Source organism: Vibrio sp. TRT 21S02, assembly GCF_050113675.1.
In the GTDB taxonomy this organism is placed as follows: domain Bacteria; phylum Pseudomonadota; class Gammaproteobacteria; order Enterobacterales; family Vibrionaceae; genus Vibrio.
In genome coordinates, this window is record NZ_JBNJOI010000001.1 from 434,189 (window position 1) to 459,796 (window position 25,608).

Sequence of the window (25,608 nt, forward strand, 5' to 3'; positions counted from 1 at the left end):
GGCTATCCCTCGCACTTAGTTACAGCTGAATTGAAGGCTTCTAGAAAGCCAGAGTAGTTTTTTAGGAAACGATTAGAGAAATAAACACCCATTTGCTTTACTTCAACCAGTTCACTTCGAAAGTAATCTTTGGGCATAGCAGCGGTCTCAAGCTCAGTCTTGAACACCAGCTCATCCTCCAAGGCAACATCAATTTCCCTTTGTTTTAAAAGCCTTAGTAACACTCTAGCATCTCTTGGTTGTTTCACTACGTTGTAACCATTACGTTTAAGCCAAAACCATTTACTCGACCCAAACTTGGCAGAAAACTTAAGATTTACCTTTGACAATTCGTCGATTTGAGCTTGTACGCCGGGGCCAAAATACCAGTTTAATTTTTGCTCAGCGATTGGCGCTGAAAGGGTGGCGTATTCATCACGTTCTTGTGTTTGGCTTGCAACGAAAAAACCATGTTGTGTGCCGCTGTGAACACGAAGTTGAGCATCTGACCAACCTGTCATGGTGATTTGATAAGGCTGGCCCATGTTACTTAAGGCACATTTGACAAGATTTAGAGCGAGTCCTTGCATCTCACCATCTTGATAAGTTTGGTAAGGGGCCCAGTTTTGTGTAGTTAAAAGTAGGCGTGAAGGCCCAGTCGCTTGTTGAGCGCTTACCGATTGGCTCGCACCAAGCAGGGCAATGAGAAGATATTGATGATGTTTAGACAACCAATTACAAGACAACATCATGGTGTATTACCTATTAGTTCGGATATTTTAAGAATCGATACGGGAGGATAGTAATCCAGCTGTTTTGCCGCATCGATATTGACGATATATGAGTACTGACTTAGAGATTCGACAGGAACTTCAGAAGGTTGTGACTCTCCACTCAAGATCTGTTCGGCTTTATGCGCAGAGAACTGTCCCGCGTTGTAATAACGGCTAACGACACCAAAAAGCGCTTGATGCTTTCGTAGCGGTGTCTCGGTAGCAGAGAACGTAAGCAACTGGTTTTGATGCAGTTGACGAACGATAGTTTCTCCATTCGAGATGATGTAGGAGTCTGGTGGCAAGTAAGCCATTTGTATTTGATCCGCTTTCATCGCAGTGATGACTTGAGGTAGTGCAGCTAAATCGGGTTGATCTTCAACGATAGGAAGCGGGTATAGCGAAACGGTATAATTATGTTGTTGAGCTAACTGTTGCAGCTTGTTGGCGGTTAGTACGGCGTTGTTCTCTAATGGATTGTAAAGTACACCAATACGATGGATACCTTTCAGTTGTTCGATAACATTAAGTTGAACAGATATCGGCACAATATGGCTTACGCCAGTAAATGAACGAGGTTTACCTTCTTCTAACAGTTGTGAGCCAACAGGGTCGGTGACGATATTGAACACGACAGGTGTTTGTTTTTTTAAACGGAACTTGCTGGGTTTATCTACGGTGCCAAGCAATGCGAGTGTGGTTGTTGTACCAAATGTATACACCAAGTTCGGTTTGAGCTCATCAATGTGGCTGAGATGCTTAAGTAAGGCTTGCTTATCTTTCTGGGCATCTAATTGTGTGTATGTGACTGCTCGCTGTTTCGACAAATAATCCATGAATCCGCGTTCTGCATCGGTGACACCACGCCAAAGCAACATCACAACGTGCTTACTGTCTTCATTGGCTGATATTGGCAAAGAAAATAGTGTGCTGAATGAAATGAGCGCGAACAGAAAATGTCTTATCATTTTATCGCCTCCAGTTGTTCTCGATCCCTACGAGTGAAGAGTAAATAGAAGGCGGTTAGGGTTAATGAACTGACAAGTAGTGCAATCCCAAACATCATGATGGTTTTTTCGTACTGGAACAGACTTAAAGCCAGTCCGGCCAACATTGGGCCAGCGATATTTCCCAGTCTTTCAGTTAGGCGGAAAATACCGATGATCTTTCCTTTATCGATGTCTTGATTTGCAAGTAAATCGACCAATAAAGGTACCTGCGGCGATATACAAATCCCATGTGCAATACCAATCATGATAACGATAGCGAGTAAGCCAACCGTTCCGGGGAGGAGAATAATATTGAGCAGTGCAATTGCAGAGATCATCCCGCCAAGAACAATAAAACTGATTTTTCGATCCCACTTGTCGATCAAAATGGCACTGAGTGGGGAGACAACGATGATAGCAAGTCCGTATCCCATCATAACGCGCCCAGACACGGCGCTGCTTTCACCGAGGTACTGAAGGTAAACAGGGCAGATGTAATAGAGAAAGCCCGTCAACACTACCTTGGCAGGTATTGCACTAAAAAGGGTGATGAGTGCAAAGTACTTATTGCTGAACAGCAATTTAAAGTCTCTCAGTTGTACTGGCCTACTTTGTTGGTTGGTTTGGCCTTTTTCAAAGAAACTTGCGACAAGAAGGACGCTGATAAACCCGAGAATTGAGGCTAAAGCAAATGTCGTTGCGTAACCTAACTTGTCCGCCAGTATCCCTCCTATTGCCGCGCCACACAGAGAACCTGAGAAAAAAGCAGACAAGAATGTTGCCATTCCCTTTGTTCGATTGTGGTCGCTGGTGGTATCGGAAACATACCCTTGAGCAGAAATAAAGACGATACCGTAACCAATGGCAGTGACTGCCCGTGTCACTAACAAAAACTCAAGATTGGATGACAGAGAAGTTGCGAGCAAACCTAAGCTGGTAATGATGCCGCCTGTGATCAGTGAACGGCGGCGTCCTACTTTGTCTGACCAATAGCCAGCGAAGGGCAGTGAAATAGCCCAACATAACATGAAGAGCGAAATAGGGAGGCTCGTGATCAAGCTTTCTGGTAACCAAGTTTGATTGGTAGGTAGGCTTGCTACGTAGTTGGGGAAAAAGGCGAGGGATGCGGCTTCTGCAAAAACCAAGATAAACATTGGCAGACGAATAAAATGGTAGTCCTGACTGTCTAATACATGTTTTTTCTGAGTTGGGTGAAAGCTTACGATCAATAGGCGCAAACTGGCAATGAGCCTTCCTATTTCATCAGTACTTCTGATATTACTGACGTGGCTAACCATGTCTCTGTTCGCATTAACCAGCATCTGTTTGATGTGATGCCATGGCATGCGGATCATATAGTTACACAAGAATAGAATAATTTCGGCAACAACGAGGCAAGAGGCAACTAGCACAGTTAGCATATCCATTGCACTGTCTTTCATTAACTGGATGATTAGGTTGTCATCGGTGGCGACATTGAGCTCTATTTGGGTATCAGACGTGCTTTTGAGCGTATTGTTTACTCCCTGATTTACAGGTGAGATATGCTCTGGAAAGTGATAAAGCGTTTGGTGGTTCTGTTGCAAGGTTATGGCAATCAGTTCCGGGTGATGTTCAATATATTGAGCAAATTCTTGCTCAAGACCATTGAGTTTATCTAATGGAATACCGTGTCCTAGCAGTCTCTCAACCATGGTGGTGAGCGTATGGCCTATCAAACTTGATTTTTGTTCTAGTTGCTGTTGATAAACAGATGAGAACAACTGCATTGATTGGTATGAACTACCAACGTTGGCAAATATCGTTAATGTAATGGCTAAGCAAATAACCAACAGAGGAAAGGATTTGGTTTTTGCCGATTGCCAGCGTTTGCCTTTGCTCGCGTGTAGAATGAGCTTTTGTGTTGCAAGCAACTTATCTTCTTTCGCTATGTTGTGGTTATCTAAAATATGTTGACCATGAACAATCACCGATGAAAATGAGTTCAATAAATACCGAAGAGTGACATAACCAATAAGCCCTGTGGCAAAGATCCAAAAAACAGCATAACTCAGCTGGTGTTGAAACAAGGTATCGGTAAGTATCGAGAGCTGTGAAGTGGCGTAATGAAGCTTTAATTCTCCAACCACGATGTTAAAGGTGTTGACGATAGGCTTTGATAAAACACGCTCTGCTTCATGTGTTTGCTCTCCAATCGCAAAGAGAGCATTGCCATTAATATCAATGACTTCAATCGCTTTAATGCCTGAGACAAGAGTCGAGCGGCGTTCAATCAAGGATTGAATATTGGTGATGGAAGCGAGGGGGAGGCCAAAACTTAACGCTTGTGATATATCGCTATAAGTTTCCTGTAGAACAACTTGGTAAATCGAGTCACTTGTTGTTGTGAGCCGTTTTTCAAAGTTCAGAAAACTTAAGACCGTATTTAACGTAACAGAAAATAGCAATACGGACACAATAGCAAGCGTCAACTTGCCTCTGAGAGACAAATTAATTCCACGTTTTGATTGCAGCTTAGCTTCCATTGTGCCGTATCTTCCTGATTAGTTGATTTTTAACTCAAAGCCTTGATGAGAGCTTGGAGAGGTAACCGAAACCTGTGAAATTGGTTCTTTTCGGCTAAGTCTTCCGATGCACTCTTCTGCCAGTTTCGGCATTAACGAGCGATTAATGATCTGCTCTACTGCACGTCCACCTGTTGTAGGATCTGTGTTTTTAGCAACAACGTATTGGACAAAGTTTTCATCCCAGCTAAAAGTCGCTTGGTATTGCTCTGCCAGTTTTTTCTTAATGCGATTAAGGGCAATTTCCGTGATCTTTGCTAGTTCGTCATCATTGAGCGGGTAGTATGGAATGATGGTGGTACGGCCAAGGAATGCAGGTTTAAAGTAGTGCTGTAGCTCTGGTCGAATGGTTTCGAGCAATTCATCATTATCGATGCGCTCTTGTGTGGCATCACAAGCATCGCAAATCGCCTGATCGGCAGCGTTAGAAGTCATGATGATGATGGTATTTTTAAAATCAACGGTACGGCCTTCACTGTCCTTGATATGGCCCTTATCGAAAATTTGATAGAACAGATCATGGACACCCGGATGGGCTTTTTCCATTTCGTCCAGCAATAAGACAGAATATGGATTGCGGCGAATTGCTTCGGTTAGTACGCCACCTTCACCAAACCCAACATAGCCTGCTGGGGAACCGAGTAGCATTGAGATTTTATGTTCTTCCTTAAACTCAGTCATGTTAATGACAGTAAGATCGTTACTGCCACCGTAGAGTTGTTCAGCCAGCGCCATTGCGGTTTCCGTTTTACCAACACCACTTGGGCCACACATAAGGAATACGCCAATGGGTTTTCGGTTGTCAGTTAGGCCTGCTCTGGAAATACGAATTGCTTTTGCGAGCTCTTGCTTGGCAACATTCTGACCGATAACGCGATTATCTAACACTTGTTCAAGGGTAAGCAGTTTGGCAATCTCATCGCTCATCATGTTGCCGACGGGGATACCAGTCCAGTTGGCAATAATTTGTGCAATGGTGTTGTCATCAACCATTGCATTCACAAGTGGCTCTTCACCTTGAACGTCACTTAACTCCTGCATAGCAATGTTCAATGCCTGTTGTTTGCCTTCATCCACCTCATTGGCTTCTTGTTGTTCCGTTATTTCTTGTTGCAACAGTTTGATCGCTTCAACAAGATCTACCTCTTTTTTCCAACGTACTTGGTAGTCGCACAGCTTTGCTTCGTTCGCTTCAATTTCCTGCTGTAGTATTTGGATTTCCTGTTCTGAGATGCCGAATAGGGCATTTTCTTTCTCAAGTGCCGCTTTTTCATTTTTCTGGTAACGAATCGTCTGCTCGAGAGTTTCAATGACTTCGGGTTTCGAACCTTGAGTTAGTGCGATGCGAGCACTTGCGGTATCTAACAAGCTGATGGCTTTATCTGGTAACTGACGGCTAGGAAGGTAACGGATAGAGAGATTAACTGCGGCATCAATTGCCGATTCTGCAATAAATGCACCATGGTGTTTTTGTAGAGAAGCAGCGATGCCTCTCAGCATTTGCATTGCATCTTCAGCATTTGGTTCTTCAATCGTAACGACTTGAAAGCGGCGTGTTAGGGCAGGATCTTTCTCGAAATATTTTTTGTATTCAGCCCAAGTTGTAGCAGCAAGAGTTTTAAACTCCCCCCTAGCCAAAGCGGGCTTTAACAGATTCGCGGCGTCATTTTGTCCCGCTGCACCACCAGCACCGATAAGCGTATGGGCTTCATCAATGAACACAACAATTGGCTGCTCTGAGTTTTTCACCTCATTAATGACATCTTTTAAGCGATTTTCAAACTCACCTTTGACGCTAGCGCCTGCTTGCAATAGGCCGAGATCTAATGAATGGATCTGAACGCCTTGTAATGCAGCGGGAACTTCATCAACTGCGATCCGCAAAGCAAGTCCTTCAACGACGGCTGTTTTCCCGACCCCTGGCTCTCCAACTAAAATAGGGTTGTTCTGGCGTTTTCTACATAAGATATCAATGGCTTTGCGTACTTCGGCGTTGCGCCCAGAAATAGGATCAATTTTTCCATCAAGGGCTTGTTGAGTAAGGTTTATGGTGTATTTACTCAATGCATCGTTGCCAGCGGGTGTTGCATCGACACTTCCTGATACTGAGCTTTGTTGGGAACGAGCAACTGGCGTTTTGTTGATTAATCCTTGCAGGGATTCTAGCGAGAGTGACTCCAGTGTTTTGAGTTGAAGAGAACTTATTCCCATGACATTTTGTTGTAAGAGTGCCTGTATTAAATGAAGGCTGATGACTTGTGCATGTCCATAATTGACCGATGCTAGCATCCAAGCATCTTTGATTAACTCAGTTAACTCATGACTCAGTGTGGGTTGACCTTCGCTGCCTTTGGGCAAGCGGGTGATCTTGTCGGTCAGTTCAGCAATCAACTGCTCTTGAGGCAAGTTTTGAGAATTCATAAGCTGCTGAAGTTGCGCGTCGTTTTGAGTGATGAGTTGCAACAACCAATGTTCCACTTCGATGGCAGGAACGCCTTGATTCATTGCTGCACCTGCAGAAACTTCAAGCGCCTGTTTCAGCTCTGTTGAGAGTTTGCCTACTAAATTTGTTAGTGTTACTTGAGTCATACTGAGTTCCTTGTATCTCGAAAGCTGTTTTTGTTGTTATCTAAGTAGAATTCGTACGGATTGTTCGGGTTTTCTTTCCGGAGCCATGCAGTCAACCTCACCAAGTTTGGCCGCTATTTGTGCCGATGAAGACAAAGTAGGGCGTTGAAGGTAGGCACGTTTCACATTCAGATAAATGGATATCGACGTGTTATCTCGAAGGTAATGTTGGATGATGTCCATCATTGTTTGACCAAGATAAACATCTTGTTCTATCTGCTTGAATTCCGAACGACTGGCAGGGGTAATTGATATATTTAAATGATTAAATTGAGCCAGACATGTTTTGCCGAGCAGAAAGCCTTTTCCGGCCCGGCTGTTAAACTCTTCTCTAGTTCCAATTCGAGTTAAAGAGTTATGGGGTAACTTCTTACGTTGATGCAGTTGACATGTCACATCGATGCTGTAGGGAAAATAGTCATTTAGGATTTGCTTGATGCTGCTTAAAGAGCGACTCTGCTGCCCAAGCAGAAATGAATATTGAAAATATGCTCTATGCTGTGTATGTAATGCAGAAAGATGATTGAGTAGCTCAAATTTCTGATGATTCTGTTCTTTTTCCAGTAACAACCACTTCTGTGATTCCACACGATAATCTATTTCAAAGTAACGCTGATTAAACACATCGAGAAAGTCCTTAAGTGCATGATCCTCGTTGTGTAGGGCGGCTAACAACTCTTCATAAATATAATTGGGGATAACGCCTTGAGAGCCAAATAGCGCTTGCTTCGCTAGCCGGAGTTTTGCTTTATTCCCTTTCAGTGAGAAATGTTGAATTTCGTCACCATCACCAATAGGCATCGCTTCCGCTTTGAGTTGAATGGATATCTTTTGTTCGCTATGACTTTGCAGCTGTAGCAAATAACGCATCGCCTGAACAAAATCATATCGCCCTGTATTGGCCGCGATATCTTGCATCACATGCATAATTGGCTCCCGTGTAGTTTCGGGTATTGCTTGGCAATGCCGTCGCGACCATAGATTCGGATGGTGAGCTGGATATATCGGTCAAAGCTACAAAATTGTTGAAAAAACCGATTCAGAACATCACTAAACGCATGAAAAGGCCCTGTCGTATCCAATGTGATGTCGATTTCTGTTCCGGGAGAAAAGATATTATTTCCCATGACCCTTATTGCCGCGACTTGAGACTTAAACTCTACTGCACGAATCATCTGTATCTCCGAGGATGAAACGGGCTCACGTGTACAGAGTTTAAGCATTTGTTTTAGTGCTTGTTCTGGGTGCGGCACTTGGAGCATAGAAGCAAAATTGCAGTTCAATAACGCGATAAACTGCCAATGAAGGTTATGATCGCGCTCTCGCTCAATTGGTGCGGAAGGGGGATACAACAGTGCAAATTCACCCGGTAAGTCGATGTTCGCAAGGCACTCGATAGCGCCCTCTATACCACATGCTTGTTTTCCATTCGAACAAAGCAGTTCGGTGTTGTAGATCTTACCAAAGCTTGGCTGTCTATTGCCTTGCAACGATACCGTAACTTTAAAATCACCGTAGGTATCACGCGTACTTTGCCAATAGTCTGCTCGTTCATCTGAATGATATTTTTGCTTGAGCAGTGGTGTTAATGGTTCTGTACCCGTCGATGTTAATTCGTATACGTGTTTTATCTCTATAATTTCAATATTACTGTCACTGTGAGAGTCCGCTTTGACAGGAAGAGTTAAGCTCCTTTGATCATAAGTGACAGGTTCACCAGCTTGTTCGAATAAGTTGATGGCAGGAATGACGTTGAGTTTGAATACATCTGTGTTAAATAGGCGAATAAATTCTGTGGGAAGCGCTGACATGAACAGATTGACGATAATTTCAGATTGTTCAAATTGACACGCGACATCTGCAAAGCCTTTCAGTCTGAAAAACTGCCTTTTCTCTTTAAAAAAGAAGAACTCGTTGATCAATTGGTAACCAATAAACTGGTTTCCATGTTGAGGTAAAAAAGCGAATTCTTGGTCACTAATTCTGCTTTTTAGCCGGTTTGGCTCCAGTGAGACATGCTGTTTTGCTTCAATATCGGAGATTGAAATGGCCTTTGTTTGGCTAAGCAGCAATTCAACGAGAGAATCCGCATTATTCTCAAAGCCTTGAACAAAAAAATCGAAATCACTTAATGATAAATGGCTAAAGTGAAGAGCTGGATCACCTGTGGTTAAGGTCAGTTGTATTACCGCTGTTGTCGACTCAGCTGATTTTGGTCGATTAAAGCTAAATGGCGCACTTTGAGCATTTACATCACTTAATAAATACGGTGATATTTGTAATGTGTCTATGGTAGAGAATAAGCATTCCATACCATTAGACATAGCACTGAGTTGGGAACCATTGGGAAGTGTGGTTGACTCAGGCTTTTCTGGTGTTAATTCAAAGTAGGCAACACTCGGGATTGTTTGGGTATATGAGGGGTACAGAACATTGAGTAACCCTTCGATGGTTTCTGGTTGCTGCTCTGCAAGCTTTTGCTCCAACTTTGCATTTAAAAGTGCAACGCCATCAAGCAATCGGGCAATGCTTGGGTCTTCAATTTTGCCCTGATGAATGTTGAGACTCTCAGCGTGTTGCGGGTAATCAGCTCCAAATTGACCAAGTGAGCGACGCACCAAAGTCAGTTCTTGTTCAAAATATCGTAATAGAGGATCAGTCATAGCTGTCTTCCTCCATCGAGGTTGTTAGATCACTGAGTGAAATTTTAGAATCGAAGATAAGTTCCTTTTTTCCATTTTGAGTATTGGCTTGAGCAATGATATGAAATGCCAATGCGTTCTCATTTTCCTTTCGTTCAATCAGTTCGACCATGACACTGCTTAGCCTTGGCTCAAAGTGCTTAATCCAGTCGGCAATGCGCATAGAAAGTTGTGTTTGGTCAAGGTTAGCACTGAGCAGCTGAATGTCTTCAATGCCAAATCTTAAGTTGGATTTTAGTGTTTGAGATAACCGATCATCGATATCCATTAATGGAGCTTCAGATTCAAACAATTTGGTTAGGTTATATTTAATATCGTCGATTTCCGCATCTCTCGTTATGGAAGACTGGGCAACAAACGTTCTCCAAAAACTCATTAGGCTACCTCGTCCAATTCTGTTGTTAATACCACCTCTCCACTAAAGTGGTCATATTGATATTGAGGAACCATTCGTAATGTGCATGCAAAACTGCCCGGAGCGGAGTGGGATTCCTCCACAGAGATCTTGGCAAAACTCAATGGATACTTTGCTAATGTTTCTTCATTCGCGTTGGTTACATTGCTAGAGAATTTCTCAATCCATTGAGTTAGAAATAGTTCACATTCTGCTGCTGTATTAAAGCTACCGATCATTTCTCGGACTTGAACTTTCAAATAATGTGCAATTCGACAAGACATGAGCGTGGTTTGAACTTGGTTCAGTACTTTATCGTTGTCGTTGTTACCATTTCGCCACACCGAGTTGTTACCATTAAAATAATACGTATTAGTTTGCTGGCTTTTGGTGAGTGGAATGAAGCCATACTGGGCGTAAAAGGTTGATACTTGGCCAAATAACGTGATGTCAGTGACTGGCTTTGACAGGTATTCACTTTGTTGTTTTGAATTGGGAAGGTTTATCAATGCACCTTGGAACTTGTCGTTCCAGCGAGATTTGAGAAAGCCAAACCAGTTAACTCGGTGATGTTCACGCATGATGCTTGCAATAAATGCAAAACATGCATTCCCCCATAATCCGTTACCACTTTCGTTATACAAAAAGCCGACTTGAGCGTTGTGGTGAATAGAGCGCATCCGTATCCTAGGCATGACCAATGCGGTAAATCGAGAGCTGGCTTTCGCCCTTAATGCTTCCCAAGCTTGGTAATCCGGACCTGAAAGGATTTTTTCAATCCGTGTGATATCAGAAATCCAGTCAGCTCCACTGTTCACGAAAAAGTGCTCGTCAGGTGAAAGCACCATTGGACATAGTGTTGACTCTCCTAATTTTCCGAGAAGCTCAAGAGTAAAGAGATCATCGAAGTCGGCGTCGACGTCAATATCCATTGATACAGCGTGGGTGAACATGATGCAGCCAAAGGGATGCCCCCCAAGGGTGTTGAGCTCTTGATTTCCGATTTTATTGTAAAGCTCGCAAGCACGTATGTTGTACGCTTGATTCATGTCTGATGAGACTTCGTTCCACGACATATCAAGTATCTTAAGCTGCGTTCTTTGAGCGTTGATTGGGAGTAATGCAAGCCCCTGAATACCACGCCAGTTGCTTTCCATATGTACAAAATCACGATCATGCATGATGTTATCGAGCTGCTTAGAAAGGGCGCTGTCGAGTTCCGTAATTAACCTAGAAACGGCTGCAATAAGTTGTTGTTTGTTAGTTAGGTCTAGATTGGGAATACAGGCGAGTAAAGACAATGCTTCTGCTAAAAAAGCATTGTCTTTACTGTCTAATTGATTGAATTTTTCTTGCCAATTCGTGTTTAACATCATACGAATTTAGTAGCCGGATTGCTCCGGCTACTCTCATGCTTAACCTGGGATTTTTGCAACCATTCGAACTGAGGTTGTCAGCTCTTCCAATTGCAACCAAGGGCGTAAATGAGCAACAGCGGAGTATGAGCCAGGGCGGCCTGGCTGCTCCACAACCTCGATTCTGGATTCTGCTAAAGGCGTCTTTGCTCGTTGATCATTACCAATTGCACCAGCATTGGTGTATTGATCGATCCATAGCTGTAATTCTCTTTGAATATCTGGTGCTTCTAAGTTCGAACCCAGCTTGTCACGTCCCATCACTTTCAAATAATGGGCGATGCGACTGCTTGCCATGATATACGGTAGGCGTGCTGAGATTGCAGCATTAGCCGTGGCATCAGGATCGGTATATGTCTTTGGTTTTTGAGTTGTTTGTCCACCAATGAACACGCCGTAATTTGAGTTTTTGTAGTGAACTAGTGGTAGGAAACCAAGATCACTCAACTCTTTTTCACGTTCATCAGTTAGATTGACTTCCGTTGGGCATTGTTGAACAAGATCACCGGCTTCGGTTTTGTAGATGAGGTTTGGTAAGTTTTCGACTTTACCGCCATTGTCTAACCCACGAATCGCTGTACACCAACCGTAGGCAGTATAGGCTTGGGTCATTTTCAGTCCTAACTCATATGCCGCATTAGACCAAACAAGCTCATCGTTATTGCTTGGATTAGGGTTGCCATCCATATCAGTGTCTAACTCTTCATAGTTAAACAAGTTGGTACCCAAACCTTTATCTCCGTATGGTAGACGGGCAAGTGTGCGTGGCAAGGTTAAGGTCACGTAACGCGCATCGTCACTTTCACGGAAAGAGTTCCATGCAGCATAAGCAGGGGAGTCAAATCCAGCCGCGACTGGTTTACCTTCATCGAAAGTAGTGAAGTCATTAAACTCAAACATTTCAGCATTGGCTGCTGCGATAAATGGAGCATGGCATGCTGCGGCAACTTCGCCCATGTAGCGTAGTAGTGCGACATCTTCATCTTTGGCACTAAATTCATAGTCGCCAATAAACGTCCCATACGGTTCGCCACCTGCCGTGCCGTACTCACCTTGGTATACCGCATTGAACAAGGGGCTGCGATCGATTGCAGGTGCATCTTCAAACTGCTCAAGTAACTCTTCTTGGCTGAAGTCGACCATTTTGATTTTTAGATCACGGCCTAATTCACTTTCTTTTACCAGTTTTTGTAAGCCTCGCCATGAGCCCTCGAGTTTCTGAAACTCATTTTGTTGCATCACTTCAGAAAGCTGCTTCGATAGTTTTTTATCGATTTCAGCGATGGCACTTTCTATTGTCTTAGTGACGTTTTTATCCCATGCGACAGTGCCAGAAAGTGCCTGTTCTGCAAGCACTGAAAAAAGTTCTTTTGTTGTGTCTGCGGGTGTTTGTGTTGTTGCTTCTATTGCTCGGTCAAGAAAACTCAGTGTTCCTTCCGCGGCTTCAGTCTGGGTTTGAGTATCGGTTTCAGTGCTCATTACTCAGCTCCTTCTTGATTAATTCCAAGCTCTTCAGAAAGGGCGTTAATGGTGTCTGCGCTTTGTAGAACTTCTTTGAGCAGTTTTTCCAGATCACGAGAACGATCCGCTTTTGAAAGAAGAACTTTGAGCTGGTTACGAGTTTCGACCAATTTCTTCAAAGGTTCTACTTGCTCAACGATGGCCTCTGGTTCAAAGTCTTTCATCGAAGAGAAGGTTAGATTTGCCTCAAATTGGCTGTCATCATCGGCAAGAACGTTATCAACTTTCATTGAAAGTTCAGGACCAACGCGTTTCATTACGTTGTCAAAGTTGTCTTTGTCGATGTTGTAGAATGTACGATCTTCCACATCTTCTTTGTCTTGTTTATGCCCTGAGTAATCGCCAATTACGCCAACAACAAACGGTAACTCTTTGGTTTCGACTGCGCCGTTTGTTTCAACGTCATAAGTAATACTTACTCGGTTTTTACTTACGCGCTTATGCTGTGAATTTAGTGCCACAATCTATCTCCTTAAACGTTATGACGCAGTAGACGTAACCTTCGCAGTTGTTGCGTCAAATCCTACTTCAGGGCCTTTTTCAATCTTGCCGCCTTCGCCTTCGATGTAGTAAGCCTTAGATATTTCTGTGTAAGTGAGGCTAAATGATTCATTTGGCAATGTGCCATCGCTTACGCCCATGTTGTAACTCGACATACGCGCTGCTTTCAGAGTAAGAATGAGATATGGATCAGCGCCAGAGCCCTCGCGGTTTGGTTTTGTCATAACGATTTCGACTGTCTTACCTTCGCCGCCAGGTGCATATAGGAAAGTGGTTAGGTAGGGTGTTGCACCATCACATCCGCGTGAGATGTTAACTTCGCCTAGAGCGACCATACCTTGGTCTGCGTTATTCGCATTACCGACATCAATGCCAACGCCACGTACAGCACTCCAGTTAACGCTGTCTACTGCAAAAAAGCCGTCCTTACCGCCAATTTTTTCAACAGTAGCGGCACCCTTTGGTTTTGTGCCGTCAATTCTCATAAATATAGAAGCCATTTAACTCTCCTTGGTTTGATCGCTCTGTATGGTTACCACTCGAAATCTTGAATACTGCCAGATGATTGAGTGGTTTCTGTTATGGGTGAAGTTATCGGTGATTCTGTTTGTTTAGGCTGATTTTCAACCGGGGGAGCAGAAACTGCCGTTGGAACAGGAATTGGGACTTGTTTGTCACTTAAATCGGTTTGGTCTAAGTTATCCATTCCTGTTAATTGGTTGATATAACTTAGAACATGCTTTTCATTGCCGATCATTTCTTCTAACAGCTCAGGAAGACTCATGTATCCCCAACGAATGGCTCTTTCCAGAAGAAAAGAGATAGGGCTATGTGGTTCCGTTTGTTTAAAAAACTCTGCGAGTTTACGTAACTCTCCAAATGCCTGATCTCGATTGGAAATGGCAGAACTTGTGACTGTTTGTTGAGCTGAATTCGATAAATCCATACCATTTGTTGCCGTATGTATTGCGTCCTGCGTTGTAGTGCTTACTTGTGCTTGAAGTGGGGTAGTGGACTCAGTTTGGGCTACAGGATCGGGTACGATATTATTTGTTGATGTTTGATTAGCTGATTCTGTTTCTGTGATCAATTGATAATTGCTATCGAGGGGCCAGTGAGCGCATATATCGCGAACTAGGTATTCAATGGCTTTTAACAAGTTAACTAAATTGGATTTAATGAACTTGAAACTTACGGTGGAAGCGCCAACTTCTTTGCATTTTGCTGCAATTAGAGTTTCGGTTGTTGTTAGTGATTCAAGAGATTGGGCGAGATTCTGTAACGTATCTTGAAGCTCTTGCTCGTTAAAAGCTTTCTGGGTGCTCTCTTTCAATACCGCTAGTGAGCCATCACGCTCAGCTAGGAGAAAATCTCCGTATGTAATAGTGCTGATTAGCGGGGTGAGTTGCAATGGGACGTAAATGGCAGTGCTATCATCGCTTTCACCGACCAATTGTAGCAGCGGTTTTATCCTAAACTCCGCCCATTCTCTTGCCGCAGATTCATCATCAGTTGCTTTGAGTTTTTCTCTTGGGGGCATAGGGTTGAGTGTTGGCCAGTATAATTCAACGTACTGCTTGAGCACATCTAAAGACTGGCTTAAATGCAAAAAGGGTGCATCGGTAAAAAGCTGGCTTGCTATATACCATCCAAGGATTTCTAAGTCTTTGGTTGACTGGCGAAGCGTTTCATATGTCGTGCTATTGAGTGCCTGCCAGTTATTGTAATTGGCTTCTAGTAGATCCTCATTCTTTGAAGCATCTGGTGTTTCTACCAGCTGCCTAAAGGATGACTGGGCAGTGTTATAGGCATTCCTTAAACTACGATATGTCGTTCGGTCTAGCTTTAAATATGCACCACAAGGTGCTTGCTCAGAGATAGGAGAGAGCAAACCTTCAACATCAATCATAAGCAATCCGTTGCTAATATAAATCCATCTTATAGAACTTACGAATTATTCGTATCTTGTTTGTTAAGTATTATTAATTACTCTTGTTAGTTGTTAATGGTAGGGTGTTTTTGTAAAAAGTCTCAAACAAATTAATTATTTGACCTAAAGTTTGAAGCGCCTCCAGAAAACTGGACGGATGACGGTATAAAACTATAAATAACCTATTTAAAAATAGGGGCTTATCCCCCGATAAGTACTGTGGGCATTCCTAATACAATGCTTCCGCCATGTGCAGTTGTATCTCCCATTCTCGCAGCAGGTTTGTTTCCTATCAGTACTGTTGCACTACCTTTAACAATACTGTCGGGCGGGCCGACACAAACGCACATGTCGCCCATTGTTGCTGCGGGCATATTTCCGATTAAAACAGTGGGGGTCCCCGGGCCAGTTATAGGGCCACCTACGTGAGGAACTGGGGGAACCGCTGGGGTCTGCATAGGGCACACATGCATATCAGTGAGTCTAGCTGCAGGTAATGTCATTTAAGTCTCCTTACCATTACCACCATTAGCGATGTTTAATGCCGTGGTGATCGCATGTTCGTAATACGTATCTGTTTCGCTCCACGCAGGTAAAACGGCTGCATGGTTAATTGCACCAGCAACGGCTTTAGCATAGATAAATGGGTCTGGGAGTACTACAGGTAAGTCTGGTGCCACAATACTGCCTGAGCCATTCCAAAACACCGCTTGTGACAACCATGATGGCCCACAGTTTAAGTTAAGTCGTTGAGCAAATAATTCGCTTTTACGGCGTGACTCTTCGGATGGTTGCAAAACCCATTGATGTGCGTTTTCGATGCATTGTTTTTGCTGAGAAGACCATACGTCAGCTCTGCTGCTCAGGCACCCTATAGCCCACCAAATTGATTCTCTTACTGGTAGCGCGTGTGCAAAAAACTGAATTAAGTCATTGTAATAGTGGCCATCCTGCATTGTGGAGATGGCTTCATCAATACGCATTTCTTGGCTGATTAATGATTTAGCTTCATCAGACGCCGGAAATCGATCCAACACCTGAGCGGCATATTGATAGGGGATTTTCTTGTATGTCATTAGTTTACCTTTACAATTGCACCCTTAACTTCACCCATCACTCCGCCATCAAATGTGGCTTTGAGTCCAGATTTAAACTCAGCACTCAAGGAGCCTTCAGCAGATAATGTTGTGTCTGCTTTGACTGAGACACTCATCCCTTTGATGCTATTTGAACTTGTCGCCTCGATAGCCGTTGTTGTTCCTGAGACCTTATTGGCAGACGTAGCCTTACTGGTTACGTTGGTCCCTTCGAGGTTAAGTGAGCTGCTGGCCTTAATATCAATATTGCTGGCCTCGATAGAAATGGATGAACTTGAAAGGGTGATTTTGCTCGAACCTACCTTAAGTTCAATACTGCTATCTGCTTCTAATGTTATTGATTTTGCTTTTTCAGAGAGCTCTTTTGTAACAGTTAGGGTGTAGTTATCTTCTGTTGATACGTTTATGGCTTTAGTCACAGACTGAGACAGTTCACCTTTAACCGTTTCAGTGTGGTTATTTTCAACTTCTTGTGTAAGGTCTTTTGCGGCATGTAAGTAGAGCAGTTCATTATCTTTCTTATCATCAAAATAAAGCTCGTTACTTTGCCCAGAAAGCTTGGTTTTAATACCCGTCTTAGTACTATTGGACTCCTTATAGGGAGGCGGGTTCTTACTGTTGTAGACGCTCCCTGTAATAATGGGTTGATCTGGATCGCCATCGATAAAGGCGACTAGAACTTCTTGCCCAACGCGCGGTATAAACTGGGTGCCATAACTATTGCCTGCCATCATTTGGGCGACTCGCACATAACAACTGGTTTTGTCGCCTGTTGTTTCTGTGTCCCAATGAAACTGTATCCTGACTCTTCCTTGTTCATCTTGATTTACTTCGCCATTTGACGAGCCCGCGACAAGTGCACTTTGCAAACCGTGAACTCGTTGTTTTTCAATTAATTGAGGGTAATGAGTGACAGATTTTGGGATGAGTTCTATTTCGACATCGCATTCGACAGATTCGGTGTATTGAGTTCGAATGGAGACTACCGAATAGTCTCCTTGCTGGGATTTGTCTAAATGATTAGCTAATGAAAACCAAGTACCCAACTCAAATGCATCCTGCTTCGCGGTTGCAATAATTTGTTGGTATTGTTGTTCGATTAATTCGATGCGCCGCTTCGCTAAATTACTAGCGAGATCGGTTCGATCACCATTAATACCAAGTGGTGGGTAGTGAGTCTGCGTCAGTTTAGAAGCATTTGCTATCGAGTGGGTGGTTTTCTTGGGTTTGCTGGAAATCAATTTTGTTTGGTTGTAATCGAAACTTGTAAGTTCAATACTTGAACCATGAAAACAGCTCTTGGGCATCCACCTGTCAATTAGAGGATTTTTCCCTTCTGGAACTTCGATCATATCAAATTGATTGATTTCTGCTTTATCAAAAGGAGATTGAGCATCTTGGCAAAGCATGGTGTGTTTTCCGTCGGAATGTTGGAAAAAAAAGTGGATCCCTTCTTCCGCCATCAATCGGCAGACAAAGTCGAAATCGGATTCGTTATACTGTAAGCAATACTCTCGTTTTGTTGCTGGCAAATTATTCAATTGGTACTGGCCACTAAAACCCGCATTGTTGAACACATCAGTAATAATTTCTTTGGTTGATTGATTCTGATAGACCCGAAATCCATGTGTGTATTTGAGCAAATATAACCATGGGCGTAGGGTGATTTGATAACTCGAATATTGAAGATTTGAATCAATGGAGAGATGCAGGACTTCCGTAATAATCCCATTAAATGTTTTTGATTTAGTTAAGTTACCCGATTGGTTGGCAAAACGCCGTAACGTCAAGGATTGCCCTAACTGGTCTTGTAGATCAAACGAATTGGAAATGAGAGTCACTACAATCTCAAATGGTACCGAGAGTGAATCGATGACTTGAAAAGAAGTTACTGTATGTCCTTCATTTTTATAATCTTTTGCCGACATTGTGCTTGCAGAAGCAGAAAACTGTCCAGCCATATCTATTCCTTAATCATGTGTGAAATAGCAATTGGTCCCTAATTGTTATTTATGTCAGTAATTACTAGGTCTTATGTGTTATTTAATTGTAAATAATTAATCATTATTTCTTAGTGTATGAATATTTTGTGTTGGGATGGAGTAAGGAGAGTGTGATGTCGAACGCAAATACAAAGAAAACTAAGGAAACAACTACATACGAAGACAAACCTCAAAGTTGATCATCAAGTGTTTATCACGATGAACCAGAAAAGATCTTGATTGACGCTAGCTTGATGGATCAGAGTCAATCTGTACTTATGTTTTCAAAATGGTTTTCTCTTCGCGTGTTAAAAACGCCTGCTTTATTTAGGTGCTTTTTAACGACTATCGACCAATAAGAGTCTTGCGTTGTTGTAGGCAAAATCCATTGCCTTGACTTCATTTTGGTGTTCAAGAATATGGTCCACTGGTGGTAAAAATACAAAGAAAACCAGTGGTTCACGGTATAAGCGTTGCCAAGGTTGCTGAGATTCTGGTTTGTTATAACTATCTAAGAAAATGGTTAAAACCAAATCCCTCGGGTTAACTTTACTCGCAGGGAAGTACCCAGCTTCATGTACAGCTCCCCATACGCTAGTTAATGGTTTCTCAATTCCGGACTTTAAATATAGCTCGAACATATGTGGCTGCTGAGAGGATTCATAGTAGCTAGATAAGCGCTGTGTTAACCAAACTCCCTCAGTAAATGGTAGATAATCAAGATTATTTAAAACCACTTGATTGGACGCAGGACAAAGTTGAATGGTGTGTGTTGGTTGTCGTGATGCATAGAGTTGACACGAAAACTCTTTCACAAGTTCTTCTAAAGATCGATGAAACTCTTGGCTTTCCAATGCAATTTTTGATGAATCATCATAAGCTTCAGCAAAGACGACGGGCATCGACTGGTTAATCATATCAGTGGCAGTAAGTGAGACGAGACGATTGTTGACAATCGCACTTCGCAGCACGTTATTCGTCTCTTTTACAGTTAATTCTTCCTTTGAATAGGTCGCATCGGATAGAGAAGGGTAACGGTGTTCTTTTGCACTATCAGTAAATGCAATACAACCAGAAAGCAATGTCGTTATGGCTAAAAAGCCTAGTAGCTTGCTCTTCAATCTTGACCCTTAAATTAACTTTTGAATGATTGGTCGTTAATGGTAGTGCCGTACGGTTTACATTGCTTAGGGATTTGTCACAAATATGAGTCGTGATGGGTATTGGTTTTCGGTGGTTTCTTATGAAATAGGAAAGAATGAACTATACCTTAGTCTAAATTGTCGACAATATTCTTGATTGTCGACACTTTCATAGCCTATTTTATATTCATTAGAGCAAATTGTAGACACGTTGGTGTCTTCTAAGCGAGTGTATTGAATATGAATACGGAACTAAAAACTCATCATAAAGTAGTTGTTTCTGAAAAAGAGAATACAAAGTCAGAAACGCTAACAGAATCGTTAATTGAAGCGATCGTGGGTGGTGATATCAAGCCGGGAAGTAAAATCTCAGAACCTGAATTAGCCAAGAAATATCAAGTAAGTAGAGGTCCTTTACGTGAAGCCATGATGCGTCTTGAAGGGCTTGGCTTGATTGAGCGTATTCCGCATGTTGGTGCTCGTGTTATTACTTTCTCTCCAGAAAAGCTCATCGAACTGTATTCCGTCCGCGAAGCATTAGAAGGCATGGCAGCAAGGCTCGCGGCTCGCTATATCACTCAAGAAGAATTGTTGAGTTTGGAAATGCTATTGTCGACACATTCCAAACATATTGACGAAGTAGAAGGATCGTCTTACTTCCACCAGCATGGTGACTTCGACTTTCATTATCGAATCATTCAAGCGAGTCGAAACAGCAAGCTTATCTCTTTGCTTTGCGACGAGCTGTACCACTTGTTGCGCATGTATCGTTACCAATCACCACGTGCGCAATCTCGTCCTAACGAAGCACTTAACGAGCACAAATTCATTCTGCAAGCGATTCGCAATCGTGATGAAGAGTTGGCAGAAATGCTAATGAGAAGGCACATCTCAGGCAGCCGAAAACTTATCGAATTACAGATTCTACATTCTGAAACTTTACCCGAAATAATTGGAGCTGCAGCGCGGCAACAAGACAATTCAGCCCTATGAGCATAGCTGTTCTATGTGATTAGGGTGGGTTGTCGCAGTTAACAAAACTGCGGCTTCAAGTATGAAGGGTAAACAAGACTAGAAGGACATTGTCATGCGCTTATCTCCGGGGGCGAAGTTCAGACTCGCCATTGAGCAAAACAACCCGCTGCAGATCGTCGGCACCATTAACCCATACTGCGCCATGATGGCGAAAAATTTGGGTCACCAAGCTATCTATTTGTCGGGTGGCGGCATCGCCAATGCATCTTACGGTTTGCCAGATCTTGGCATTACGACATTGAACGATGTTTTGGTGGATGTAGACCGCATCACCAACGCGTGTGATTTGCCGTTACTGGTTGATATCGATACCGGTTTTGGTGGTGCGTTTAACATCGCACGCACTATCAAGGCGATGGAAAAAGCGGGTGCGGCGGCAGTGCATATGGAAGACCAAGTAGCACAGAAGCGCTGTGGTCATCGTCCAAACAAAGCGATTGTTAGCCAACAAGAAATGGTCGACCGAGTGAAAGCGGCAGTGGATGCGCGTAATGACGAGAGCTTTGTCATTATGGCTCGTACTGATGCGTTAGCGGTGGAAGGCATGGATAGCGCGATTGAACGAGCGATTGCATGTGTGGAAGCGGGCGCAGATATGATCTTCCCAGAGGCGATGAATCAGCTAGACCAATATCAACAGTTCTCGGCAGCGCTCGAAGACGCGACAGGGAAGCATGTGCCGACTCTTGCCAACATTACAGAGTTTGGACAAACGCCACTATACGGCTGTGAAGAGTTAGCCCAATCCAACGTGGACATGGTTTTGTACCCATTGAGCGCATTCCGTGCGATGAACAAAGCTGCCGAGATGGTTTACAAACACTTGCTTGAAGTTGGCAATCAAGAAGTGCTACTTGATTCGATGCAGACACGAAAAGAGCTGTATGAGCACCTTAATTACCACGACTACGAGAATAAGTTAGACAAGCTGTTTTCGGAGGGTAAATAAGGTCAACAAAGAAACAAACGGAAGCCCAAGAAAAAGATAGATAAACGGAATCTCTAATCCAATAACGTGAAACTTGTCTGATTCAAAAGAGCCCATTAAGAGAGCCAAATCAGACAGAAAAGGAGTTCAACAATGCCTCATTCTGTAGAAAAGAAAGCTGAGATAGGTGGCGCAGGTCTACGCGGTCAAAGCGCTGGAAGCACAGCTTTATGCACTGTCGGTAAAACGGGGACAGGTCTAACGTATCGTGGTTACGATATTACGGACTTGGCAAATCATGCTCAATTTGAAGAAGTAGCACATTTACTATTACGCGGTCACTTACCTAATCAACAAGAGCTAGACGCCTACAAGACACATCTTTTGAGCCTACGTGGCTTACCAGCGGAGCTTAAGCAAGCGTTAGAGCTTATCCCTGCTGATGCTCATCCGATGGATGTCATGCGTACAGGTTGCTCTGTGCTGGGTAACTTAGAGCAAGAGATGGATTTTGAGCAACAGCTGCATGCTACTGAGCGAATGCTGGCGCTTTTCCCTGCGATCATCTGTTACTGGTATCGATTCAGCCACGATGGCGTGCGAATCAAAACTCACGATAACAGCGAAGACTGCATTGGCGGCTACTTCCTAAAACTGCTTACCGATAAAGCACCAAGCGAAACGCACAAAAAGGTGATGCACTGTTCTTTGATTCTTTATGCAGAGCATGAGTTTAATGCCTCAACATTTGCGGCGCGCGTGTGTGCTTCTACGCTTTCTGATCTTCATTCTTGTATTACTGCTGCTATCGGAACGTTGCGTGGTCCACTTCATGGCGGTGCAAACGAAGCGGCGATGGAGATGATTCAAGATTGGCAAACGCCGGATGAAGCAGAAGCCAATATTCTGAAGATGCTTGAGAACAAAGACAAAATTATGGGCTTTGGTCATGCGATTTATCGTGAAAGTGACCCTCGCAATGCGCTGATAAAGCGTTGGTCAGAAGCGTTATCGAAAGAGGTGGGTGACACACATCTTTACGCGGTCTCTGAGCGTGTGGAATCCGTCATGAAGCGCGAGAAAGGTCTGTTCTGTAATGCCGACTTCTTCCATGCTTCGGCTTACCACTTCATGGATATTCCAACCAAATTGTTTACGCCAATCTTTGTGATGAGCCGACTGACAGGTTGGGCGGCGCACGTGTATGAACAACGCGCGAACAACCGAATCATTCGCCCAAGTGCGGATTATACCGGACCGGATCATCAAGACTGGGTGCCAATCGAACAACGCTAGCGCGTGACGCCTCTTTGTGAGTTTCATCTTGCATGGCATTCACAAGGGGCGTCTCTTTCACCGCGAATCCATTTCAAAAACAGTATCGCGGTGCGTTCAGGCACACGATGTACACTAAAGCGGAAGCAAGCCCATGAGCATCACCACAAATATAAATACTCAATATCGTAAGCCGCTCCCGGGAACCCAACTCGATTATTTTGATACCCGAGAAGCAGTTAACGATATTTCTCCTGGAGCCTATGAAAAGCTCCCATACACCTCACGCGTTTTAGCAGAGCAGTTGGTTCGTCGCTGCGATCCAAGCACGCTCACTGATAGCTTAAAACAGTTGATTGAACGCAAGCGTGACCTTGATTTTCCTTGGTATCCGGCGCGCGTAGTTTGTCATGACATCCTTGGACAAACGGCATTAGTCGACCTCGCTGGTCTACGCGATGCGATTGCCGAACAAGGCGGTGACCCAGCGAAAGTAAATCCTGTGGTTGAAACGCAATTGATCGTTGACCATTCACTGGCAGTTGAACATGCAGGCTTTGACCCAAAGGCGTTTGAGAAAAACCGCGCGATAGAAGAGCGTAGGAACGAAGACCGATTCCATTTTATTGAATGGTGTAAAACGGCTTTTGAGAACGTCAGTGTTATTCCTGCAGGTAACGGCATCATGCACCAAATCAACTTGGAGAAGATGTCTCCGGTGGTGCAAGCCAAGCAAGGCATTGCTTACCCAGATACCTGTGTCGGCACAGACAGTCACACTCCTCACGTTGATTCACTTGGTGTGATTGCGATTGGTGTCGGCGGTTTAGAGGCGGAGACGGTTATGCTTGGTCGTCCGTCGATGATGCGTCTTCCGGACATTGTTGGCGTGAAGCTGACTGGTAAGCGTCAACCGGGTATTACCGCCACCGATATCGTGTTGGCGATTACCGAGTTTCTGCGAAATGAACGTGTTGTTTCTTCTTATCTCGAATTCTTTGGCGAAGGGGCGCGAGACCTAACCATTGGCGACCGCGCGACCATCTCAAACATGACGCCAGAATACGGCGCAACCGCAGGGATGTTCTACATTGATGAGCAGACCATTAATTACCTCAAACTGACGGGGCGTGACGAACAACAGGTCGACTTGGTAGAGAAGTACGCCAAGCAAACCGGCCTATGGGCGGATGATTTAGATACTGCCGTTTATGAACGCGTGCTTGAGTTTGATTTGTCCCAAGTCGGCCGCAATCTGGCTGGTCCATCGAATCCCCATCGTCGTTTGCCTACTTCAGAGCTTGCTGAGCGCGGCATTTCTGGCGAGTGGCAAGAGAATGAAGGCAAACTTCCGGATGGCGCGGTGATCATCGCAGCGATTACTTCTTGCACTAATACCAGTAACCCAAGAAACGTTGTGGCGGCCGGTTTGGTTGCTAAGAAAGCGAATGAGCTTGGCTTGGTGCGCAAACCTTGGGTGAAATCTTCATTTGCACCGGGTTCTAAAGTAGCTCGACTATACCTTGAAGAGTCTGGTTTGCTCCCTGAATTGGAGAAGCTTGGTTTTGGTATCGTCGCCTATGCATGTACAACCTGTAACGGCATGAGTGGTGCGCTTGACCCGAAAATCCAACAAGAAATCATCGACCGAGATCTGTATTCAACGGCGGTACTTTCTGGGAACCGAAACTTTGATGGTCGAATTCATCCTTACGCAAAACAAGCATTTTTAGCATCGCCACCTTTGGTCGTTGCTTACGCGTTAGCTGGTACGATTCGTTTTGATATCGAACGTGATTCTTTAGGAATAGACAAAGACGGCAAGCCGGTTTATCTCAACGATTTGTGGCCAACGGATGAAGAAATTGATGCTGTGGTGGGTGAGTACGTTAAGCCAGAGCAATTTAATCAAGTCTACATTCAAATGTTCAAACTGAATGATGAGGCTCGCAATCCGAATCCGCTCTATGATTGGCGTCCGATGAGTACGTATATCCGAAGACCTCCTTACTGGGAGGGAGCACTGGCTGGTGAGCGAACTCTGTCTTCAATGCGTCCTCTCGCCGTTTTAGGCGATAACATTACGACCGACCATTTGTCGCCATCGAACGCAATTTTGGCAAGCAGCGCCGCAGGCGAATACCTCGTGAAGATGGGCGTGCCAGAAGAAGACTTTAACTCATACGCGACTCACCGAGGCGATCACTTAACCGCGCAGCGCGCTACTTTCGCTAACCCGAAACTGTTCAACGAAATGGTCAAGGAAAACGGCGAAGTCGTGCAAGGATCGCTGGCGAGAGTCGAACCTGAAGGCAAAGTGACACGCATGTGGGAGGCGATTGAGACTTACATGAATCGCAAGCAGCCGCTTATCGTGGTCGCAGGTGCGGATTATGGTCAAGGATCGTCGCGAGATTGGGCGGCGAAAGGCGTTCGCTTGGCGGGTGTAGAAGCCATTGTCGCTGAAGGGTTTGAGCGTATCCACCGTACCAATTTAGTTGGCATGGGTGTACTTCCTCTGCAATTTAAAGATGGCGTAAACCGAAAGACACTCGAATTAGATGGCACTGAACTTTATGACGTTATCGGCGATATCACTCCTGGTGCTTATTTGGCGTTAGTGATTACTCGTGCGAATGGCGACAAGGTTGATGTGCCGGTGACTTGTCGACTCGATACCGAAGATGAAGTTCACGTGTACAAAGCGGGCGGTGTGTTACAGCGCTTTGCTCAAGATTTCCTCTCGCAATAGA

The 25,608-nt window shown here is 44.0% G+C and carries 20 protein-coding genes; 4 read left to right on the plus strand and 16 right to left on the minus strand.

What is annotated here, in order from left to right:
• Window positions 1-2 precede the first annotated feature (2 nt).
• The 16 genes from ACQEXU_RS01995 to ACQEXU_RS02070 form a co-directional block, all read right to left on the minus strand.
• Complete coding sequence (locus ACQEXU_RS01995; protein ID WP_427009463.1) at window positions 3-731, minus strand: ABC transporter substrate-binding protein; 729 nt, start codon at window positions 729-731, stop codon at window positions 3-5.
• Window positions 728-1,720 carry an ABC transporter substrate binding protein gene (locus ACQEXU_RS02000; RefSeq protein ID WP_427009464.1) on the minus strand — a complete coding sequence of 331 codons (993 nt, stop codon included), beginning with the start codon at window positions 1,718-1,720 and terminating at the stop codon, window positions 728-730. Before ACQEXU_RS02000 ends, ACQEXU_RS01995 begins: the two co-directional genes overlap by 4 nt.
• A complete protein-coding gene (locus tag ACQEXU_RS02005) occupies window positions 1,717-4,266 on the minus strand; it encodes an MFS transporter (protein ID WP_427009465.1) in 2,550 nt (849 codons plus the stop codon). The genes ACQEXU_RS02000 and ACQEXU_RS02005 overlap by 4 nt, the downstream gene beginning before the upstream one ends.
• An 18-nt stretch (window positions 4,267-4,284) precedes the next feature.
• Window positions 4,285-6,894 carry a type VI secretion system ATPase TssH gene (gene tssH / locus ACQEXU_RS02010; protein ID WP_427009466.1) on the minus strand — a complete coding sequence of 870 codons (2,610 nt, stop codon included), beginning with the start codon at window positions 6,892-6,894 and terminating at the stop codon, window positions 4,285-4,287.
• 36 nt (window positions 6,895-6,930) lie between these two features.
• A complete protein-coding gene (locus ACQEXU_RS02015; protein ID WP_427009467.1) occupies window positions 6,931-7,860 on the minus strand; it encodes a type VI secretion system baseplate subunit TssG in 930 nt (309 codons plus the stop codon).
• On the minus strand, window positions 7,851-9,596 hold the full coding sequence (gene tssF / locus ACQEXU_RS02020; RefSeq protein ID WP_427009468.1) for a type VI secretion system baseplate subunit TssF: 1,746 nt from the start codon (window positions 9,594-9,596) through the stop codon (window positions 7,851-7,853). The genes ACQEXU_RS02015 and tssF overlap by 10 nt, the downstream gene beginning before the upstream one ends.
• Window positions 9,589-10,011 (minus strand): type VI secretion system baseplate subunit TssE, encoded by a 423-nt coding sequence (tssE, locus tag ACQEXU_RS02025; RefSeq protein ID WP_427009469.1) that lies wholly within the window; start codon window positions 10,009-10,011, stop codon window positions 9,589-9,591. Before tssE ends, tssF begins: the two co-directional genes overlap by 8 nt.
• On the minus strand, window positions 10,011-11,411 hold the full coding sequence (locus tag ACQEXU_RS02030; RefSeq protein WP_427009494.1) for a type VI secretion system contractile sheath domain-containing protein: 1,401 nt from the start codon (window positions 11,409-11,411) through the stop codon (window positions 10,011-10,013). The genes tssE and ACQEXU_RS02030 overlap by 1 nt, the downstream gene beginning before the upstream one ends.
• A 33-nt stretch (window positions 11,412-11,444) precedes the next feature.
• Window positions 11,445-12,923, minus strand: a complete 1,479-nt coding sequence (gene tssC / locus ACQEXU_RS02035; protein ID WP_427009470.1) for a type VI secretion system contractile sheath large subunit — start codon at window positions 12,921-12,923, stop codon at window positions 11,445-11,447.
• Window positions 12,923-13,426 (minus strand): type VI secretion system contractile sheath small subunit, encoded by a 504-nt coding sequence (gene tssB / locus ACQEXU_RS02040; RefSeq protein WP_367986504.1) that lies wholly within the window; start codon window positions 13,424-13,426, stop codon window positions 12,923-12,925. The genes tssC and tssB overlap by 1 nt, the downstream gene beginning before the upstream one ends.
• 18 nt (window positions 13,427-13,444) lie before the next feature.
• Entirely contained in the window at window positions 13,445-13,966 is a 522-nt protein-coding gene (locus ACQEXU_RS02045; protein WP_367986503.1) for a type VI secretion system tube protein Hcp, read from the minus strand.
• A 32-nt stretch (window positions 13,967-13,998) separates the two neighbouring features.
• Window positions 13,999-15,375, minus strand: coding sequence for an ImpA family type VI secretion system protein (locus ACQEXU_RS02050; RefSeq protein WP_427009471.1), 1,377 nt, complete (start codon window positions 15,373-15,375; stop codon window positions 13,999-14,001).
• 221 nt (window positions 15,376-15,596) lie between these two features.
• Window positions 15,597-15,899, minus strand: a complete 303-nt coding sequence (locus ACQEXU_RS02055; RefSeq protein WP_367986501.1) for a PAAR domain-containing protein — start codon at window positions 15,897-15,899, stop codon at window positions 15,597-15,599.
• The gene (locus ACQEXU_RS02060; protein ID WP_427009472.1) at window positions 15,900-16,472 is read right to left on the minus strand and encodes a DUF6931 family protein; all 573 of its coding nucleotides are present in this window, start codon (window positions 16,470-16,472) and stop codon (window positions 15,900-15,902) included.
• Window positions 16,472-18,454, minus strand: coding sequence for a type VI secretion system Vgr family protein (locus ACQEXU_RS02065; RefSeq protein WP_427009473.1), 1,983 nt, complete (start codon window positions 18,452-18,454; stop codon window positions 16,472-16,474). Before ACQEXU_RS02065 ends, ACQEXU_RS02060 begins: the two co-directional genes overlap by 1 nt.
• Before the next feature lie 359 nt (window positions 18,455-18,813).
• Window positions 18,814-19,596 (minus strand): hypothetical protein, encoded by a 783-nt coding sequence (locus tag ACQEXU_RS02070; protein WP_427009474.1) that lies wholly within the window; start codon window positions 19,594-19,596, stop codon window positions 18,814-18,816.
• Window positions 19,597-19,857: 261 nt separating this feature from the next.
• On the opposite strand from ACQEXU_RS02070, the gene ACQEXU_RS02075 reads away from it, so the two are divergent.
• From ACQEXU_RS02075 to acnD, 4 genes are all read left to right on the plus strand, one after another.
• Window positions 19,858-20,610, plus strand: a complete 753-nt coding sequence (locus ACQEXU_RS02075; RefSeq protein ID WP_427009475.1) for a GntR family transcriptional regulator — start codon at window positions 19,858-19,860, stop codon at window positions 20,608-20,610.
• Window positions 20,611-20,704: 94 nt separating this feature from the next.
• Window positions 20,705-21,601 carry a methylisocitrate lyase gene (prpB, locus tag ACQEXU_RS02080; RefSeq protein ID WP_427009476.1) on the plus strand — a complete coding sequence of 299 codons (897 nt, stop codon included), beginning with the start codon at window positions 20,705-20,707 and terminating at the stop codon, window positions 21,599-21,601.
• Window positions 21,602-21,733: 132 nt separating this feature from the next.
• On the plus strand, window positions 21,734-22,876 hold the full coding sequence (gene prpC, locus ACQEXU_RS02085; RefSeq protein ID WP_427009477.1) for a bifunctional 2-methylcitrate synthase/citrate synthase: 1,143 nt from the start codon (window positions 21,734-21,736) through the stop codon (window positions 22,874-22,876).
• A gap of 133 nt (window positions 22,877-23,009) precedes the next feature.
• Complete coding sequence (acnD, locus tag ACQEXU_RS02090) at window positions 23,010-25,607, plus strand: Fe/S-dependent 2-methylisocitrate dehydratase AcnD (protein WP_427009478.1); 2,598 nt, start codon at window positions 23,010-23,012, stop codon at window positions 25,605-25,607.
• Window position 25,608: the final 1 nt, after the last annotated feature.